This is a genomic window from Mycobacterium sp. 852013-50091_SCH5140682 (assembly GCF_001665685.1).
GTDB lineage: Bacteria > Actinomycetota > Actinomycetes > Mycobacteriales > Mycobacteriaceae > Mycobacterium.
The window spans coordinates 12,957-29,762 of sequence record NZ_LZTB01000131.1 but is presented as its reverse complement, the minus strand read 5'-3'; the positions used below and the strand labels follow the sequence as shown (position 1 = coordinate 29,762).

The following is a 16,806-nucleotide window of genomic DNA, read 5'->3' as shown; positions in this document are numbered from 1 at the left end:
GCGCTCGAAGCCGGGAAACTACAGGACCAGGTGCGCGTCACCTAGGCCTCACAACGACAACAGACGGGTCGCTCACCTCCGCGGTGAGCGACCCGTCTGTCGTTTGCACCCGCTATGTCTCGTCCCTGCGGTTCTCGGCGAGAAATTCGTCCATCAGTGGGGTCTCGGCCACCACGGGGTAATTGCCGGTGACACCGATGCGCTCAGTGGCCAGTGTCATCACCCGCCCGCGCACCAGATACCAGCCGACGACCAGTGCGGGGATGATGACCACCAGGGCGATGAGGTTCCAGTAGTTCTCGTAGCACATCAGGCCGGTGACTACCGCCAGGAACGCCAGGGTGGCATAGCTCGTATAGGGCGTGCCGAACAGTCGGAACGCCGGCCTGGCCAACAGCCCGCGTTTGGACCAGCGGTACAGCTGAATCTGGCAGATCACGATGGTGGCCCATGAGGCGATGATGCCGAGCGCCGACAGGTCCAGCGCGATGTTGAACGCTTCCGAGGGCACCACCATGTTGAGGAAGACGCCGAGAACGGTGAACACACCCGTCAGGGCGATACCCGCGAACGGGACGCCGCGCTTGGTCATCTTCGCGGTGAACTGCGGTGCGCTGCCGTTCATCGCCATCGAGCGCAGGATGCGGCCCGTCGAGTACAGCCCGGCGTTGAGGCTGGACAGCGCCGCGGTCAGCACCACGAAGTTCATGATGTCGCCGGCGGCGGGCACGCCGATCTTGGAGAAGAACGTGACGAACGGGCTGGTGCCCTGCTGGTACGCGGTGTAGGGCAACAGCAGTGCGAGCACGATGAGTGAGCCGACATAGAACACCGCGATGCGGACCACCACCGAGTTGATAGCGCGCGGCATGACCTTCGCCGGGTGTTCCGTCTCGCCGGCCGCGGTGCCCACCAATTCGACTGCGGCATAGGCGAATATCACACCAGAGGTGACGATCACGAGTTGCAGGACGCCGGTGGGCAGCAGGCCGCTGTTGTCGGCGATGACCGATAGTCCGGTGCTCTGCCCTTCGACGGTGAAACGTCCCGCCAAGAACACGATGCCGACCACCAGGAAGGTCACCAGCGCCACTACTTTGATCAGTGCGGCCCAAAACTCCATCTCACCGAAGACTTTGACCGAGATCATGTTCACGGTCAGGACGATCACCAGGGCGATGAGTGCGATGGTCCACTGCGGGATAGCCTTGAATGCACCCCAGTAGTGCATGTAGAGCGCAATGGCGGTGACGTCGACGATCGAGGTGCACGCCCAGTTGAAGAAGTACATCCAACCGGCCACGTAGGCGGCCTTCTCCCCGAGGAACTCACGTGCGTAGGACACGAAGGAACCGGACGAAGGCCGGTGCAGCACAAGCTCGCCCAGTGCACGCAGGATGAAGAACACGAACAGGCCGCACACCGCGTAGACGATGAACAGCCCGGGCCCGGCGGTGTGCAGCCGCCCGCCCGCGCCCATGAACAGGCCCGTGCCGATGGCCCCGCCGATGGCGATCATCTGAAGCTGTCTGGGTTTGAGGCCCTTGTGGTATCCCTCGTCTTCGCGGGCGAATCCCGAGGGGTCGTGGTCGGTGGTGGATGGCGCTGATGACATTGTGCCGACGTTAGCTGGGCAATGTGCCGTCCGTAGTCCGATAATCGTAAAACATGTGTTAAGGACCGATGCAGAGCGTGTTACCGAAGCGCCTTGTTGATCAGCTTCATGAACTCTGAGCACGAGTTGTAGCGCATGTCAGGCCTTTTCGCCATGGCCTTGGCGAGGATGGAGTCGACCGCATGCGGTATCCAGGAGACCTGACGGGAGATCCGCGGTGGCGGGGAATGTAACTGGTGATCGACCAGTCCCATCGCGGTGTTTGCAGTAAAAGGCGGCGATCCGGTCAGCATTTCGATGGCTGTGCAGGCCAACGAATATTGGTCGGTGGCCGCCGAAGGTGCTCTCCCGCTGAGTAATTCGGGAGCCGAGTACGGTAATGAGGCCTCGACGTGGGCGGGTGGCTCTCGGAGCTGGCGCGTGATTCGCTTGGCGGGGTCGAGTGTGAGGCGTCCGGAGTCGTTGGCCAGGCGGATGGCCACGTCTTCCGAAACCGAGTGTGCCACACCGAAATCTATCAGCACTGCTCGTGAAAACGGCTTGTCCACAAGAATATTCGATGGTTTGACGTCGCAGTGCACGATCCCGCACCGGTGTGCGTGGTCGAGTGCGCCTGCGATCTGGGTCAAGGCCGTGAGCCGGTCGCTCGTCATCGCCAGGCCGCCGATGGTGCCGCCGTCGATCAATTCCATGGCCAGCCACACCTCGCTGGCGGCGTAAACCCTGACGATGTTGGGGTGCGTGAGCCTGCGGGCGAAGTCGAACTCGCGCTGCAACCGAGCCAGCTGATCCGGCCTGCGGTGCGATTCATTGAGGACCTTCAGTGCGACCACGCCACCATCGGGACCGTGCGCGCGATACACCACAGCCCAGCCACCGCGGCCGAGGACCTCGTCGACCTCGTATTCCGCGATGGACCCCTCACCGGGTGACACCACTGTCACAGCATAGGTTCGCTGACGGTTTGCCGTCCTCAGGGATAGTGTCGTGGCCGTGTCCGCATCCGACGGCAGTACCGCATCCGAATGGGTCCCCACCGGGTCGGTCACCGTGCGCGTGCCCGGCAAGGTCAATCTGTACCTCGCGGTCGACGACTTGCGTGAGGACGGCTATCACGAGCTGACCACGGTCTTCCATGCGGTATCGCTGACCGACGAGGTGACCGTGCGCGACGCCGACGTGCTGTCGGTGACGCTTTCGGGCGAAGGCGTCGAAGTGCTGCCCACCGACGAGCGCAACCTGGCCTGGCGGGCTGCCGTACTGCTGGCCGACCACGTCGGCCGTGCGCCCGACGTCGCGATCGCCATCGACAAGTCCATCCCGGTGGCCGGCGGCATGGCCGGCGGCAGCGCCGATGCGGCAGGTGTGCTGGTGGCCATGAACACGCTGTGGGAACTGGGGGTGCCGCGGCGCGATCTGCATGCCCTGGCCGCCCGGCTGGGCAGCGACGTGCCCTTCGCACTGCACGGCGGGACGGCGCTGGGCAGCGGACGGGGTGAGGAGCTGGCCACGGTGCTGGCCCGCAACACCTTCCACTGGGTTTTGGCATTCGCCCATCGCGGCCTGTCCACGCCGAAGGTGTTCGGGGAACTGGACCGGCTGCGTGCTGACGCCAGCCGTGACGAGCCGCCCCGCGCCGAGGAACCCGAACCCGTGCTGGCGGCGCTGGCCTCCGGCGACGCCGCGGAACTGGCTTCGCTGCTTGGCAATGATCTTCAGCCGGCGGCGTTGAGCCTCTACCCGGAGCTACGCCGCACCTTGCGGGCCGGCGTCGAGGCAGGGGCACTGGCCGGCATCGTGTCGGGTTCGGGGCCGACCTGCGCGTTCCTGTGCGCGTCTGCGACGGCCGCGGTCGATGTCGGCGCGGAATTGGCGGGCGCCGGGGTGTGCCGCACGGTGCGGGTGGCCAGTGGTCCGGTCCATGGCGCGCGGGTGGTACCTGCGCCGTCGGCGTCTGTGTGATATCGGCGCGGTGTGACTCAGGACTCAATTCTCGCGTTGGTTTGGCAGCTACTTAAGAGTCTCATAAGATGACCGATGGTGATTGCCAGCGATAATTCATCGTCGCCCGTCGTGCTCGGCGGGCGGTCGTCTTGCGGCATGCCGCCGACGGCATCACCTAACCGAGACATAACCGCTGCCCAAATGTGCGCGCGCGCCTTCACACTGGCGTCGGGCATCAGGCGGAGCATGGAAACCCGGGCGCTGTATCCCATGTCACCGGCGCTGCGGCTCCGGAAGCCGAGGAGGTCGTCGTGAGCAGATTCACCGACAAGATGTACCGCAACGCCCATGAGAGCGATCGCGGCATGGTCACCGGCGAGCCGCACGAGCCCATACGGCACACCTGGCTCGAGGTTCACGAGCGGGCTCGCCGCATCGCAGGCGGACTCGCCGCGGCAGGGATCGGACCCGGCGCCGCCATCGGCGTGCTGGCCGGCTACCCGGTGGAGATCGCGCCGACGGCTCAGGGCGTGTGGATGCGCGGCGCGAGCCTGACCATGCTGCACCAGCCGACACCGCGGACCGACCTGGCGGTGTGGGCCGAGGACACCATGAACGTCATCGGCATGATCGAGGCCACGGCCGTGATCGTCGCCGAGCCGTTCCTCGTCGCCATCCCGGTGCTCGAAGAAAAGGGCATCAAGGTGCTCACGGTGTCGGATCTGCTGGCCGCCGAGCCGATCGACCCGGTTGAAACCGGCGAGGACGATCTGGCGCTCATGCAGCTGACGTCCGGTTCGACCGGATCGCCCAAGGCCGTGCAGATCACCCACCGCAACATCCACTCCAACGCCGAGGCCATGTTCATCGGCGCGCAGTACGACGTCGAGAAAGACGTCATGGTCAGCTGGCTGCCGTGCTTCCACGACATGGGCATGGTCGGCTTCCTGACCATCCCGATGTACTTCGGCGCCGAGCTGGTCAAGGTCACGCCGATGGACTTCCTGCGCGACACCCTGCTGTGGGCCAAGCTCATCGACAAGTACAAGGGCACCATGACCGCGGCGCCCAACTTCGCCTACGCGTTGTTCGCCAAGCGACTGCGCAAGCAGGCCGAGCCGGGCCAGTTCGACCTGTCCACGCTGCGCTTCGCGCTGTCCGGCGCCGAGCCGGTCGACCCCGCTGACGTCGAGGACCTGCTCGACGCCGGCAAGCCGTTCGGGCTGGCGCCCTCGGCAATCCTGCCGGCGTACGGCATGGCCGAGACCACGCTCGCGGTGTCCTTCTCCGAATGCAACGCCGGTCTGGTTGTCGACGAGGTCGACGCCGATCTGCTGGCCGCGCTGCGCCGCGCTGTGCCCGCCACCAAGGGCAACACGCGGCGGCTGGCGACGCTCGGCCCGCTGCTGACGGATCTCGAGGCCCGTGTGGTCGACGAGAACGGCGACGTGATGCCCGCCCGCGGGGTCGGCGTCATCGAGTTGCGCGGCGAGTGCGTCACCCCGGGGTACGTCACCATGGGCGGCTTCCTGCCGGCTCAGGATGAGAACGGCTGGTATGACACCGGCGATCTGGGCTACCTGACCGAAGCGGGACATGTCGTGGTCTGTGGCCGCGTCAAGGACGTCATCATCATGGCCGGCCGCAATATCTACCCGACCGACATCGAGCGGGCCGCCGGCCGCGTCGACGGCGTGCGTACCGGATGTGCCGTCGCAGTTCGGCTGGACGCCGGGCATTCGCGCGAGACCTTCGCCGTCGCCGTGGAGTCCAATGCCTGGCAGGATCCGGCCGAAGTGCGCCGGATCGAGCATCAGGTCGCCCACGAGGTCGTCACAGAGGTCGACGTGCGGCCGCGCAACGTCGTCGTGCTGGGCCCCGGCACTATCCCGAAGACCTCGTCGGGCAAGCTCCGCCGCGCCAACTCGGTTTCCCTGGTCACCTAATCTGCGGGCGTCACTTGATCGCGCGAACAGACACGCAGGCACGCGACACGCCGGTGTTCGGGTACCGCCATGTCTGTTCGCCCGGGTCGGTCCGCGGGCGTCATTGCCGGCGGTAGCCCGCGAGGAACACCGCGACACCGGCCCGCACGTAGCGGGGCACGTCCAGGCGGGCCAGCACATCCGGCCCGCCGTGAAACAGTGCCTCGTCGATCGGCCGCCCCACGATCAGGAACGCGAAGTGGTCGGCGGCCAGCGCAGCATCGGCAACGCTGAGTAATCCGCGGGCGTCGAGGCGGGTGAACGCCTCTGCGAGCGCGGCCAGAGTGTGCGTCGGCGCACGGTCGTAGTAGCGCTGTGCCAGCTCGGGTAGCCGGTTCGCCTCGCCGATGACCAGCCTTCGCAGTTGCACCACCGGTTCCTGCAGAACGGTCTTGAGGTACTCCTCGGCGAGGTCGATCAGGGCCGGCTCCAGATCGGAGGCCGTCTGCAGCGCCTCGATCCGCTCACGGAACTGCCCGACCACCCGGACCAACGCATCGTCGACGATGGCGAAGAGCAGGTCGCGTTTGTCGCCGAAGTGCTTGTAGACCGTCTGCTTCGACACCTCGGCCCTGGCGGCGATCTGGTCGACACTCGTGCCCTGAAAGCCGTTGCCCAGAAACAGTTCTCGGCCTGCGGCCAGGATGGTCTGCCGTTTGAGTGCCGAACGTGTCGGCAAGGGTGTCCGAGCCTGTGTCATGTCGCTCCTGTCCTTGAGTACTGGACAGTCTAGTTTTATGAGCAGTACTGTACCGTCTAGTTCCGTTTGGAGGAGGGGTCCGATGACCACTGCGCCCACCGACTCGTGTCCGGTGCCGCTCTCGGTGCGAATCACCAAATCGCTGCTCGGCTACGGGGTGCTCGCGGGGCCGATATATGTCGCAACGGTGGCCGTGCAGGCCGTGACCCGGGAGGGCTTCGATCCCGTCCGCTATCCGGCGAGCGTGCTCGCCAATGGGTCACTGGGGTGGGTACAGGTGGCCAACTTCCTGGTCAGTGGTGTCATGACTGTTGCCGCCGGGGTCGGCGTGCGTCGGGCAGTGGGCGGTCGGCGGACCCGCAGTGCCGGGGCGCTGATCGCCGGTTACGGTGCGGGGTTGATCGGTGGCGGACTCTTTCGGGCTGATCCGCTTCCGGGATTCCCGCCCGGCACTGTCGACGTGGTGATCACCTGGCATGGGATCGCGCATCTGCTCTGCGGAGCTGTCGGATTCGCCTGTGTCGTCGCAGCCGGCTTCGTGCTGGCGGCGGAGTTCGCCCACCGAGGCAACCGGGGGTGGGCACGATTCTCGAGGCTGACGGGCGCGGCCTTTGCCGCGTCGTTCATTGCGATGATGGCCGGCGCCGGTGCGCCCGCGGCCAACGTGGGCTTCACGGCCGGGGTGGTGCTGGTGTGGGTCTGGCTGGCGGCGGTTTCGGTGAAGCTGTATGGACAGGCCTGAAATATGTTGGGCTGCAGTCAGTGTGGCTGTTCGTGGGGCGACCGCGTTGCCGTGTCCTGCTCGAGGCGGTCGTAGACCTGCCACCAGATGAGTTCGTGGTCGACGACCGAGATCTCGCGCCGTGCCAGCCGCTCGTCGGCATCGATGAGCCGGGCCGCCGCGGCAGCCAACCTGTCACGGTCGGCCAGTGCGGACGGTTCGTCATATCCGGCCATCGTGATGGCGACGAGGGTGCGGACCTGTCTGCGGGCCTCGCCGGCCAGGATGACGATGACGGCGCCGCCGATCAACGGCACTGCCGAGGAGACCGCCAACGCTGTCCACGGGGAGAGCAGCGTGGGGGACAGCCACGCCTCGCACTGCAACCACAGCAGCATGCCCCACAGTGGCCAGCCCCGCGCGGCTCGAATCCACCGGCGGTCGCTCTTGTTCACGCCGGGCGGGAACACCACCAGCCGGTAGTGGACGATGCCGAACCGGCCCGGACGGATGTCGATCGAACCCCATACCCGATCCCCGTCGAGCAGCCGGGCTACGCAGCGGCGCAGCGGGTGCGAGCGCATGATGCCCATACTTCGGGTCTACGCCTATTTTGTCGGCAGGCACAGGGGTCCGAACGCTTTCTTGACGTCTGAAAGGAGGGACCTTTGCGCATCTGGGTATAGAAATCTATACTCAGCCTCATGACGGATCAGCTTCCCGCGCGCCTTGCCGGTCATCCCACCGTGCAGGCGGTGCGGGCTCGGACCGCGCCGCATGTTCCGGCGGTCATCGACGCGGACTGGTTGCGCCGGATCTGTCTGGAGGCCGGTGCCGACGACGTGGCATTCGCGAGCGTCGACGACCCGGCGCTGGCCTCCGAGCAGGAGCACGCCGACGCCGCGCTGCCCGGTGTGCGCAGCTACATCTCGCTGGTGGTCAAGATGAACCGCGACAATGTGCGGTCCACCGCGCGCAGCGTCGCCAACCAGGAATTCCACCGCAGCGGCGAGATCATCAACGAAGCCGCGCACCGCATCACCCGCGCCCTGGAGGAATCCGGGCGGCGTGCCCTCAACCCCTCGGCCACCTTTCCCATGGAGATGGACCGCTTCCCGGGGCGGATCTGGGTGGTCGCGCACAAGCCCGTCGCTGTGGCCGCCGGCTTGGGCGTCATGGGCATTCACCGCAACGTGATCCACCCCAGATTCGGCAACTTCATCCTGCTGGCCACCATCCTGGTGGCGGCGCCGATCAGCAGTTACGGTGCGCCGCTGGACTATTCGCCATGTCTGGAATGCAAGCTCTGCGTGGCGGCCTGCCCGGTGGGCGCGATCGGCAAGGATGGCGAGTTCGATTTCGTCGCCTGCTCGGTGCACAACTACCGCGAGTTCATGGGTGGGTTCACCGACTGGGCGCAAACCATCGCCGACAGCTCCGACGCTGCCGATTTCCGTTCCCGCGTCAGTGATTCGGAGAACGCGTCGATGTGGCAGAGCCTGTCGTTCAAAGCCAACTACAAGGCCGCCTACTGTCTGGCGGTATGCCCGGCGGGGGAGGACGTGATCGAGCCCTACCTCGACGACCGCAAGGCGTTCATGGACACGGTGCTCAAACCGCTTCAGCAGAAACGGGAAACGCTCTATGTGCTACCGAATTCGGTGGCAAAGGCACACGCCGAGAAGCGGTTTCCGCATAAGACGGTGAAGGTGGTCGACAGCGGCATCGGCGGCCGCTGACCCGGTTACCAGGCGTGGACGGTGTTCTGCGCAGGCTCCAGCCCGACTTTCAGCAGTAGCTCCGTCGCATCGGCGGCCTGCTCACAGATTGTCGGGACTTCTTTGCGCTCAACGGCATTGAACGGATCGAGGACGAACGCGGCGGCGTCCTGGCGGCCCGGTGGCCGACCGACACCGACGCGCACCCGCTGAAAGTCCTTGGTGCCCAGCGCGGCTGCCACCGAACGCAGCCCGTTGTGGCCGCCCTCGCCGCCACCGAGCTTGAGCCGGATACGGCCGAAGTCGATGTCGAGCTCGTCGTGGATCACCACGATGTCGGCCGGGGAGATCGAATAGAACTTGGCCAACGGGCCCACCTGACGGCCGGACTCGTTCATGTACGTGCGTGGTTTGGCCAGCACCACGGACCGGTCTCCCAACCGGCCCGTGGCGACTTCGGCTCCGGATTTCTTGTGCACCTTGAAGGCCGAGCCCATTCGCCCGGCCAACAGGTCAGCCACCATGAATCCCAGGTTGTGCCGGGTCTTTGCATAGACGGGGCCCGGATTGCCCAGGCCAACCACCAGCAACGGCTCGGTCACAGCAAGGATCCGATCTACTCGGCGGACTCTTCGGCAGCCTCGGGCTCTTCGGCGGCGGGGGCCGCGGCGGTCTCGCCTGCACCCTCGGCGTCCAGATCCTCGGCGGTCGGCGCCTCGACGACGTTGACCACGAGCGTCTCGGGGTCGGAGATCAGGCTGACGCCTGCGGGCAGCGCGATCTGGCTCGCATTGATCTGAGTACCGGCCTCGACACCCTCGATCGACACGGTCAGCTGCTCGGGGATCGACTGGACGTCGGCCTCGATCTGGATGGTGTTGGCGTCTTGGGTGACCAGGGTGCCCGACGCGGCGTCGCCCTCGATGACCACGTTGACGTCGACGGTGACCTTCTCGCCACGGCGGACGACCAGCAGGTCGGCGTGCTGGATGTTGCGACGGATGGGGTGGATCTCCAGCGCCTTGGTCAGCGCCAGCTGCTCTGTGCCGTCGATGTCCAGGGTCAGCACGGCGTTGGTGCCCGAGTTACGCAGCACGGCCGCGAAGTCGTGAGCGCTGAGCTCGAGGTGCTGGGGGTCGGTGCCGTGGCCGTAGAGCACGGCGGGGACGCGGCCGTCGCGGCGGGCCTGGCGGGAGGCGCCCTTGCCGGTGCGGGTACGCACCGTGGCGGTCAGCTTGTTGGGGGCCGAGTTCTTGGCCATGTGTTGCTCCTTATCGGGGTACTGCGGTCAGATCGTCAGTACGGCCAGGGATGCAACAACACGAAATGTTCCCGTCGATAACGGTGGCCCTTCGGGTCCACCCTCGCCGTGACGCCTGGTCAGGGTAGCAAGAAAGGTCCGCGGGCTAAAAATTAGAGCGGGTAGGCGGTGTCGGTGAGCTGCTCGGACAGCTGCCACAGGGCCTTCTGGGTGTCCGCCTTGCGGGCCAGCGGGCTGCGCGCGCTCAGACCCGTCGGGCCCCGCATACCGAACCGGGGGCCGATGAAACTGTCGCCCGGAACGTCCTGGGAGGCCGCGTACAGCGTCTGGCGGGCGCCGAAGTCGGCGTCGGTGGCGACCTTGTTGGCAGCGGTGAAGATCTTGTCGCCGATCGCGTTGCCGGTCTGGCCCTGCAGGTTGGTGGCCGAGTAGCCCGGATGCGCGGCCACCGCCCGCACCGACGTGCCCGACGCCGTCAACCGTCGCTGCAGCTCCGAGGTGAACAGCAGATTGGCCAGCTTGGACTGGCCGTACGCCGGCCAGGCGAGGTAGGGCCGCGACTTCCAATTGAGGTCCTTGAGGCTGATCCAGCCGATGAGGTGCATCAGCGAGGACACCGTCACCACGCGGTCGGTGATTTTGGGCAGCAGCAGGTTGGTCAGGGCGAAGTGGCCGAGGTGGTTGGTGCCGATCTGGCTTTCGAATCCCTCGGCCGTGCGGGACAACGGGACCGCCATGATGCCGGCGTTGTTGATCAGCACGTCGACGTGCTCGACGGTGTCGGCGAACTCGCGAACCGACGCCAGGCTCTGCAGGTCGAGTTTGCGCACCTCGACGTTCCCCGCCATGGTCTGCGCGGCGGCAGCGCCCTTGTCCAGGTTGCGGACGGCCACGATGACGTCGGCGCCGACGCGGGCCAGCTCGCGGGCGGTGACGAGGCCCAGCCCGCTGTTGGAGCCGGTGACGATGACGGTGCGTCCGGAGAACGAGGGCAGATCGGCAGCGGTCCAGGTCATGGGGATCAGCCTAGGCTCACTTCTTGGTGACGTTGAACCCCGAGATGATGGCCTCGATGTCCGGTCCCTGGGCCTGGGCCTGGTCGGCGAACGTGGTGACAGTGAGCTGGATCAGGTACCGCTGTGGTGGCTGCAGCCCGTCGGACGCGATGACGATGCGGTTGTAGCTCTGCATCCGCTGGCCGTTGAGGTCGTACGAGCCCTCGATCATGGCTGACGGGTAGCCGTGCCAATCGTCGGTGGATGCGTTGAGCTGTTTGAAATTCTCCGACAGCTGGGCATCGGCGTAACCGTGCTCCTTGATGGCCTTGGCGACGTCGAAGTCGCCGTGCAGCGTGAACACCAGCAGCATCGCGGTCGGGTAGGTGTTGCCCTTGGCGATCATCCGGGTGCCCGGCGCCAGGTTCGGGTTTGAGTACGGATGCCACCCCGGTGGCGTCGGCATGGTGACGGCCAGGGTGGGGATCTTCTCGGGTGCGATCGGTTCGCCGTTGACCCCGACGCTTTCCAGATAGTTGGAGATCGGCACCGGCGGTTGGGTGCTGGCTGGTGTGGTGCTGGTCGCGCTGGTGGTCCAGATCGACTGATAGTCAGGCGTTTTCGCACCGCATCCGGCGAGCGACGCCGCAACGGCCAGGGCTGCCCCCGCGGCGATCAGTCGATTCACAGAATCTCGTGCACCGCGTCGATCGGCCGGGCCAGCCGGGTGCCCTTGGCGGTGACGACGAAGGGGCGTTCGATCAGAATCGGATGTTCGGCAAGAGCGTCGAGCAGTTCATCGTCAGACGCATCGGCCAAACCCAGTTCGGCATACAGTGATTCACGCTTGCGCACCGCGGTCCGCACATCGATGCCCGCGTCGGCGATCATCTGCTTCAGCTCCGCACGGCTCGGCGGAGTCTTCAGGTACTGCACGATCTCGGGCTCGATCCCGTTCTCGCGCAACAACTCCAGCGTCTTACGTGAGGTCGAGCATTTCGGATTGTGGTAAATCCGGTCGGCCATAGCTACGCGGACCCGTCGAACAGGCCGGTCACCGAACCGTTTTCGAACACGGCGCGGATGGTGCTGGCCAACAGCGGTGCGATGGACAACACGGTCAGTTGCGGGAACTGCTTCTCCTCGCCGATCGGCAGGGTGTTGGTGACGATCACCTCGCGCGCGCCGCACTCGGCCAGTCGCTGCGCCGCCGGATCGCTGAGCAGGCCATGGGTCGCCGCGATCACCACGTCCTTGGCGCCGTCCTCGTGCAACAGCTTCACCGCGCCGGCGATGGTGCCACCGGTGTCGATCATGTCGTCGGTCAGGATGCAGGTCTTGCCCTTGACGTCACCCACCACACGGTTGGACTTCACCTGGTTGGGCACCAGCGGGTCGCGCGTCTTGTGGATGAAGGCCAGCGGCACGCCGCCCAGCGAGTCGGCCCACTTCTCGGCCACGCGCACGCGGCCCGAGTCGGGAGAGACCACGACCATGTCCGAGCCCGCGTACTTGTCCGCGATGTAGCCGCACAGCAGTGACTGTGCCCGCATGTGGTCGACCGGGCCGTCGAAGAAGCCCTGGATCTGATCGGTGTGCAGGTCGACGGTCAAGATGCGGTCGGCACCGGCGGTCTTGAACAGGTCGGCGACCAGGCGAGCGGAGATCGGCTCGCGGCCACGGTGCTTCTTGTCCTGCCGGGAGTAGGGATAGAACGGCAGAACCGCGGTGATGCGCTTGGCGCTGCCGCGCTTGAGCGCATCGATCATGATCAGCTGTTCCATCAGCCACTGGTTGAGTGGCCACGGATGGCTCTGCAGCACGAAGGCGTCGCAGCCTCGCACCGACTCCTCGAACCGCACGAAGATCTCACCGTTGGCGAAGTCCCTCGCGGTCTGCGCAGTGACAGAGACGTCGAGTTCTTTGGCAACCTGCTCGGCGAGTTCCGGGTGTGCGCGACCCGAGAACAGCATCAAGTTTTTTCGGTTGTCGGTCCAGTCCGTGGCCACTATGGCTGCCTTCGCGGTCGGGGATCGATACGGGGCAATCGTACGTAGCGTTTCCGCGTCCGCGTTGCCGGGTTACCAGACTGCCAACACAAAGCGTCGAGTTAGTGCGGCCTCACTCGCCGTCGCCGCGCGCTTTACGCGCCGCTTCGGCAGCCGCGGAGCCTGGCCGTTTGCGCTCGACCCAGCCCTCGAATGTGCGTTGTGCGTTGTCCGATACAGCCAGCGCACCTGGCGGAACGTCGTCGCGTAAAACGGTGCCCGCGCCCGTGTAGGCGCCGTCGCCGACCGTCACCGGCGCGATGAACATGGTGTCCGAACCCGTGCGGACGTGCGAGCCGATCGTGGTGCGGTGTTTGTTCTCGCCGTCGTAGTTGACGAACACGCTCGAGGCCCCGATGTTGCTGTGATCACCTATGTCGGCATCGCCGACATAGGTGAGGTGCGGCACCTTGGTCGCGGCGCCGATCGTCGAGTTCTTGGTCTCGACGAACGCGCCCAGCTTGGCCTCGGCTCCCAGGATCGTGCCGGGTCGCAGGTAGGTGAAGGGCCCGACAGTCGCTCCGGCGCCGATCACGGCGAGCTGTCCGTGCGTGCGGACGACCGACGCGCCGTCACCGACCTCGACGTCGACGAGCGTGGTGTCAGGGCCGATCTCGCAGTCCGAGCCGATCTCGGTGGTGCCGAGCAGCTGGGTTCCTGGCCGCACGACGGTGTCGCGGCCGATGGTGACGTCGACATCGATCCAGGTGGTGCCCGGGTCGATGATCGTCACGCCCGCTCGCTGGTGGGTGGCCACGATGCGGCGGTTCAGTTCGGCGCCCAGATCGGCGAGCTGGACGCGGTCGTTGACGCCGGCCACGAGCGCGCTGTCGTCGACGTGGTGGGCCCGAACCGTGCGGCCGTCCTGCCGCAGGATGGCCACGACGTCGGTCAGGTAGAGCTCCTGCTGGACGTTGTCGGACCGCAGCCGGCTCAGCGCGGACCGCAGGTCGGCGATGTCGAAGGAGTACACCCCCGCGTTGATCTCGCGGATCGCGCGTTGCGACGCGCTGGCGTCGGCCTGCTCGACGATGCCGATCACTTCGTTGTCCTGGGTGCGCAGGACCCGGCCGTACCCGGTGGGGTCGGCCACCGTCGTGGTCAGCACCGTCGCCGCGGCCGACGCGCCGGTGTGCCCGGCGATCAGATCCTCCAGGGTGCCGGAGTCCAGCAGCGGTACATCGCCCGAGGTCACCACGACTGTGCCGGCAAAGTCATCGGGCAGCGCGCTCAGCCCGCAGCCGACGGCGTGGCCGGTGCCGCGCTGTTCGTCCTGGATGGCGATGTCGATGGTGCGGCCGAGCTTGTCGGCGAGTTCGGTGACCGCCGGGGCGATGCGTTCCCGGTCGTGACCCAGCACCACCACGACATGCCGCGCCGACACGTTGGCCACGGTGTGCACGGCGTGCGCCAGCATGCTGCGCCCACCCAGGGTGTGCAGCACTTTCGGGGTGTTCGACCGCATCCGGGTGCCGGCTCCAGCTGCCAGTACGAGGATTGCGGCCTCGGTCGATGCGGTCACAGTTCCCCTTTCACCGCGAGCGTGCGCGTCTGCCCCGCAACACGCCGCAGCTAGCATGCATTTTGCGCACGCTCGTCGCCATCCCCAGACTGCCTGCTCGCTCGGCGAGCCTCACTCGCTGCTCCGTCGCCAGGACTCGAACCTGAACTATCTGAACCAAAATCAGAGGTGCTGCCGATTACACCACGACGGACCGATCAATCCGAGACTCTAGTGCAAGTCGATAGGCTGGTCTGCGTGGCAGCACCCGAGAAGGAAGTGCGTGCGCCCCGTGCCCGGATGACCGGCAGCGAACGGCGGCAGCAGCTCATCGAGATCGCCAAGTCGCTGTTCGCCGAGCGCGGCTACGACGGCACTTCTATCGAAGAGATCGCGCAGCGCGCCAACGTGTCCAAACCCGTGGTCTATGAGCACTTCGGCGGCAAAGAGGGGCTGTACGCCGTCGTCGTCGACCGCGAGATGTCGGCGTTGCTCGACGGCATCACGTCGTCGCTGACCAAGAACCGCTCCCGCGTGCGGGTCGAGCGGGTGGCGCTGGCGTTGCTCACCTACGTCGAGGAGCACACCGACGGGTTCCGCATCCTGATCCGCGACTCGCCGGCCGCGATCACCTCGGGAACCTACGCGACGCTGCTCAACGATGCCGTCAACCAGGTGTCCTCCATCCTGGCTGGGGATTTCTCGCGGCGCGGCCTGGACCCCGAGCTGGCCCCGCTCTATGCCCAGGCGCTGGTCGGTTCGGTCTCCATGACGGCGCAGTGGTGGCTCGACGTCCGCGAACCGCCGAAAGAAGTCGTGGCCGCGCACGTGGTCAACCTCGCGTGGAACGGCCTGACGCACCTCGAGCCCAACCCGGTGCTGCACGAGGAGTAGCCCTCAGCCCATATCGCGGGCAAGCAGATCGGGTGTCGTCTCGCGACGCACCAGCAACCGCGCCCGCCCGTCGCGCACCGCGACCACCGGCGGACGGCCCACCATGTTGTAGGTCGAGGCCATGCTGTGGTGATAGGCGCCGGTGCATGGCACGGCCAGCAGATCGCCGGGGTGAATGTCGGCGGGCAGTGCCACGTCGCGGATGATCTCGTCGCCCGCCTCGCAGTGCCTGCCCACCACCGTGACGGTCTGAGTCGGCCCGAGCGCATGCCGATTTGCCAGTGCCACAGTGTATTTCGCGCCGTACAGCGTGACTCGGGCATTGTCGCTCATCCCTCCGTCGACCGCGACGAACGTCCGCCCACCGGGTTGCGACTTGACCGTGCCCACGCGGTAGATCGTGACCCCGGCTCGCCCGCTGATGGCGCGCCCGGGCTCCACCACCAGGCGCGGCCGGGGGAACCGCTCGGCGCCGCATGCGGCGTCCACAGCATCGTCGATGACGTCGGCGAGCGCGGCGGGGTCCAGCGCCGAATCCCCGGTCACGTAGGGAATGCCGTGCCCACCGCCGATATTCAGTTCGGTCAGCACCACACCATGCCGATGCCGGATGTCGGCCATCGCGGTGATCAGCCGTCGGATCGCCTCCCCGTACAGGGCGGGATCGGTCACCTGTGAACCGATATGGCAATGCAGCCCGACCAGTTCGAGGTGCGGGGTGCCCAATACGCGGGCGGCGGCCTCGGCGGCGTGCCGGCCGGCCAGCGTGAAACCGAACTTCTGATCGCAGATGCCGGTCGTGACGGCCCGATGGCCCTGGATGTCGATGTCGGGGGTCACGCGCAGCAGAACCTGTTGCCGTCGGCGCACCAGCCCGGCGAGATAGGTGATCTCCATCAACGAGTCCACCACGATGCGCCCGACGCCCGCGTCCAGCGCAGCGTGCAGCTCGTCGCATGACTTCGCGTTGCCGTGCAACACAACCCGGCTCGGCGGCACGCCACCGGCGAGCGCGGTGGCCAGTTCTCCCGATGAGCACACATCCACGCCGAGGCCCTCTTCATGAGCCCACCGCGCGACGGCCGTCGTCAACAACGCCTTGCCCGCATAGACCACCTCGGTGCCGCGCAGGGAGCTTCGATAGTGCTGTGCCCGGTGCCGGAAGTCGGCCTCGTCGAGCACGTAGGCCGGGGTGCGGTACTCATCGGCGATCTCGGTCAGCGGCACCCGACCTACGGTGATGCGACCCTGCTCGTCGACGTGAGTGGTGAGCGGCCAGATCGCCGGGTCGAGGCGGGGCGGGGCGGCTGCGCGCAGCGAGGGCAGGATGTCGAGCAATGTCATGACTTCACCGTGCGTCGCGGTCGGTTCCCTGTGGGGCGCCTTGACGCTCCCTTGATGCTGGCGGGCCCGATTTTGGCGAA

17 protein-coding genes and 1 tRNA gene are annotated in these 16,806 nt (G+C 66.5%); 5 read left to right on the top strand and 13 right to left on the bottom strand.

The features are described 5' to 3' along the window. Window positions 1-112 precede the first annotated feature (112 nt). Together A5784_RS35715 and A5784_RS35710 are read right to left on the bottom strand one after the other, a co-directional pair. On the bottom strand, window positions 113-1,615 hold the full coding sequence (locus A5784_RS35715) for an amino acid permease (RefSeq protein WP_064949588.1): 1,503 nt from the start codon (window positions 1,613-1,615) through the stop codon (window positions 113-115). 80 nt (window positions 1,616-1,695) lie between these two features. Next, on the bottom strand, window positions 1,696-2,553 hold the full coding sequence (locus A5784_RS35710; protein WP_064949587.1) for a serine/threonine-protein kinase: 858 nt from the start codon (window positions 2,551-2,553) through the stop codon (window positions 1,696-1,698). Between the two features lie 55 nt (window positions 2,554-2,608). On the opposite strand from A5784_RS35710, the gene A5784_RS35705 reads away from it, so the two are divergent. Together A5784_RS35705 and A5784_RS35695 are read left to right on the top strand one after the other, a co-directional pair. Continuing rightward, window positions 2,609-3,577 (top strand): 4-(cytidine 5'-diphospho)-2-C-methyl-D-erythritol kinase, encoded by a 969-nt coding sequence (locus A5784_RS35705; RefSeq protein ID WP_064949590.1) that lies wholly within the window; start codon window positions 2,609-2,611, stop codon window positions 3,575-3,577. Window positions 3,578-3,870: 293 nt separating this feature from the next. After that, window positions 3,871-5,505: a fatty acyl-AMP ligase gene (locus A5784_RS35695; protein ID WP_064949585.1), complete on the top strand. Its 1,635-nt coding sequence runs from the start codon at window positions 3,871-3,873 to the stop codon at window positions 5,503-5,505. A gap of 100 nt (window positions 5,506-5,605) precedes the next feature. Here A5784_RS35695 and A5784_RS35690 read toward each other — a convergent pair whose 3' ends face one another. Continuing rightward, complete coding sequence (locus A5784_RS35690; RefSeq protein WP_064949584.1) at window positions 5,606-6,244, bottom strand: TetR/AcrR family transcriptional regulator; 639 nt, start codon at window positions 6,242-6,244, stop codon at window positions 5,606-5,608. 82 nt (window positions 6,245-6,326) lie between these two features. Here A5784_RS35690 and A5784_RS35685 point away from each other — a divergent pair, with 82 nt between their 5' ends. After that, a complete protein-coding gene (locus tag A5784_RS35685; RefSeq protein ID WP_064949583.1) occupies window positions 6,327-6,986 on the top strand; it encodes a DUF998 domain-containing protein in 660 nt (219 codons plus the stop codon). Window positions 6,987-7,003: 17 nt separating this feature from the next. Here A5784_RS35685 and A5784_RS35680 read toward each other — a convergent pair whose 3' ends face one another. Further along, window positions 7,004-7,549, bottom strand: a complete 546-nt coding sequence (locus A5784_RS35680; RefSeq protein ID WP_232006383.1) for a DUF6611 family protein — start codon at window positions 7,547-7,549, stop codon at window positions 7,004-7,006. Window positions 7,550-7,669: 120 nt separating this feature from the next. On the opposite strand from A5784_RS35680, the gene A5784_RS35675 reads away from it, so the two are divergent. Further along, on the top strand, window positions 7,670-8,704 hold the full coding sequence (locus A5784_RS35675) for an epoxyqueuosine reductase (protein ID WP_064949581.1): 1,035 nt from the start codon (window positions 7,670-7,672) through the stop codon (window positions 8,702-8,704). A gap of 5 nt (window positions 8,705-8,709) precedes the next feature. Here the strand turns inward: A5784_RS35675 and pth are convergent, their stop codons facing one another. From pth to A5784_RS35635, 8 genes are all read right to left on the bottom strand, one after another. Continuing rightward, window positions 8,710-9,285, bottom strand: a complete 576-nt coding sequence (gene pth, locus A5784_RS35670) for an aminoacyl-tRNA hydrolase (protein ID WP_064949580.1) — start codon at window positions 9,283-9,285, stop codon at window positions 8,710-8,712. Window positions 9,286-9,299: 14 nt separating this feature from the next. Next, window positions 9,300-9,944, bottom strand: coding sequence for a 50S ribosomal protein L25/general stress protein Ctc (locus tag A5784_RS35665; protein ID WP_064949579.1), 645 nt, complete (start codon window positions 9,942-9,944; stop codon window positions 9,300-9,302). 152 nt (window positions 9,945-10,096) lie between these two features. After that, entirely contained in the window at window positions 10,097-10,960 is an 864-nt protein-coding gene (locus A5784_RS35660; protein ID WP_064949578.1) for an oxidoreductase, read from the bottom strand. A 16-nt stretch (window positions 10,961-10,976) separates the two neighbouring features. After that, a complete protein-coding gene (locus A5784_RS35655; protein WP_064949577.1) occupies window positions 10,977-11,627 on the bottom strand; it encodes an LpqN/LpqT family lipoprotein in 651 nt (216 codons plus the stop codon). Next, window positions 11,624-11,965, bottom strand: coding sequence for an arsenate reductase (glutaredoxin) (gene arsC, locus A5784_RS35650; protein ID WP_064949576.1), 342 nt, complete (start codon window positions 11,963-11,965; stop codon window positions 11,624-11,626). The genes A5784_RS35655 and arsC overlap by 4 nt, the downstream gene beginning before the upstream one ends. 2 nt (window positions 11,966-11,967) lie before the next feature. After that, window positions 11,968-12,948 carry a ribose-phosphate diphosphokinase gene (locus A5784_RS35645; RefSeq protein ID WP_064949575.1) on the bottom strand — a complete coding sequence of 327 codons (981 nt, stop codon included), beginning with the start codon at window positions 12,946-12,948 and terminating at the stop codon, window positions 11,968-11,970. 112 nt (window positions 12,949-13,060) lie between these two features. Beyond that, window positions 13,061-14,509, bottom strand: coding sequence for a bifunctional UDP-N-acetylglucosamine diphosphorylase/glucosamine-1-phosphate N-acetyltransferase GlmU (gene glmU / locus A5784_RS35640; RefSeq protein WP_064949574.1), 1,449 nt, complete (start codon window positions 14,507-14,509; stop codon window positions 13,061-13,063). Between the two features lie 121 nt (window positions 14,510-14,630). After that, a tRNA-Gln gene (locus A5784_RS35635) sits at window positions 14,631-14,702 on the bottom strand. Window positions 14,703-14,788: 86 nt separating this feature from the next. Here A5784_RS35635 and A5784_RS35630 point away from each other — a divergent pair. After that, on the top strand, window positions 14,789-15,382 hold the full coding sequence (locus A5784_RS35630; protein WP_064949589.1) for a TetR/AcrR family transcriptional regulator: 594 nt from the start codon (window positions 14,789-14,791) through the stop codon (window positions 15,380-15,382). 3 nt (window positions 15,383-15,385) lie between these two features. Here A5784_RS35630 and lysA read toward each other — a convergent pair whose 3' ends face one another. Continuing rightward, entirely contained in the window at window positions 15,386-16,726 is a 1,341-nt protein-coding gene (gene lysA / locus A5784_RS35625) for a diaminopimelate decarboxylase (RefSeq protein ID WP_064949573.1), read from the bottom strand. Window positions 16,727-16,806 lie beyond the last annotated feature (80 nt).

Bases quoted from the DNA above. Each gene is read 5' to 3' on its own strand.
- A5784_RS35715 (WP_064949588.1), bottom strand. From the start codon at position 1,615: ATGTCATCAGCGCCATCCACCACCGACCACGACCCCTCGGGATTCGCC.
- A5784_RS35690 (WP_064949584.1), bottom strand. From the start codon at position 6,244: ATGACACAGGCTCGGACACCCTTGCCGACACGTTCGGCACTCAAACGG.
- A5784_RS35685 (WP_064949583.1), top strand. From the start codon at position 6,327: ATGACCACTGCGCCCACCGACTCGTGTCCGGTGCCGCTCTCGGTGCGA.
- A5784_RS35680 (WP_232006383.1), bottom strand. From the start codon at position 7,549: ATGCGCTCGCACCCGCTGCGCCGCTGCGTAGCCCGGCTGCTCGACGGG.
- A5784_RS35675 (WP_064949581.1), top strand. From the start codon at position 7,670: ATGACGGATCAGCTTCCCGCGCGCCTTGCCGGTCATCCCACCGTGCAG.
- A5784_RS35665 (WP_064949579.1), bottom strand. From the start codon at position 9,944: ATGGCCAAGAACTCGGCCCCCAACAAGCTGACCGCCACGGTGCGTACC.
- A5784_RS35660 (WP_064949578.1), bottom strand. From the start codon at position 10,960: ATGACCTGGACCGCTGCCGATCTGCCCTCGTTCTCCGGACGCACCGTC.
- arsC (WP_064949576.1), bottom strand. From the start codon at position 11,965: ATGGCCGACCGGATTTACCACAATCCGAAATGCTCGACCTCACGTAAG.
- A5784_RS35630 (WP_064949589.1), top strand. From the start codon at position 14,789: ATGACCGGCAGCGAACGGCGGCAGCAGCTCATCGAGATCGCCAAGTCG.
- lysA (WP_064949573.1), bottom strand. From the start codon at position 16,726: ATGACATTGCTCGACATCCTGCCCTCGCTGCGCGCAGCCGCCCCGCCC.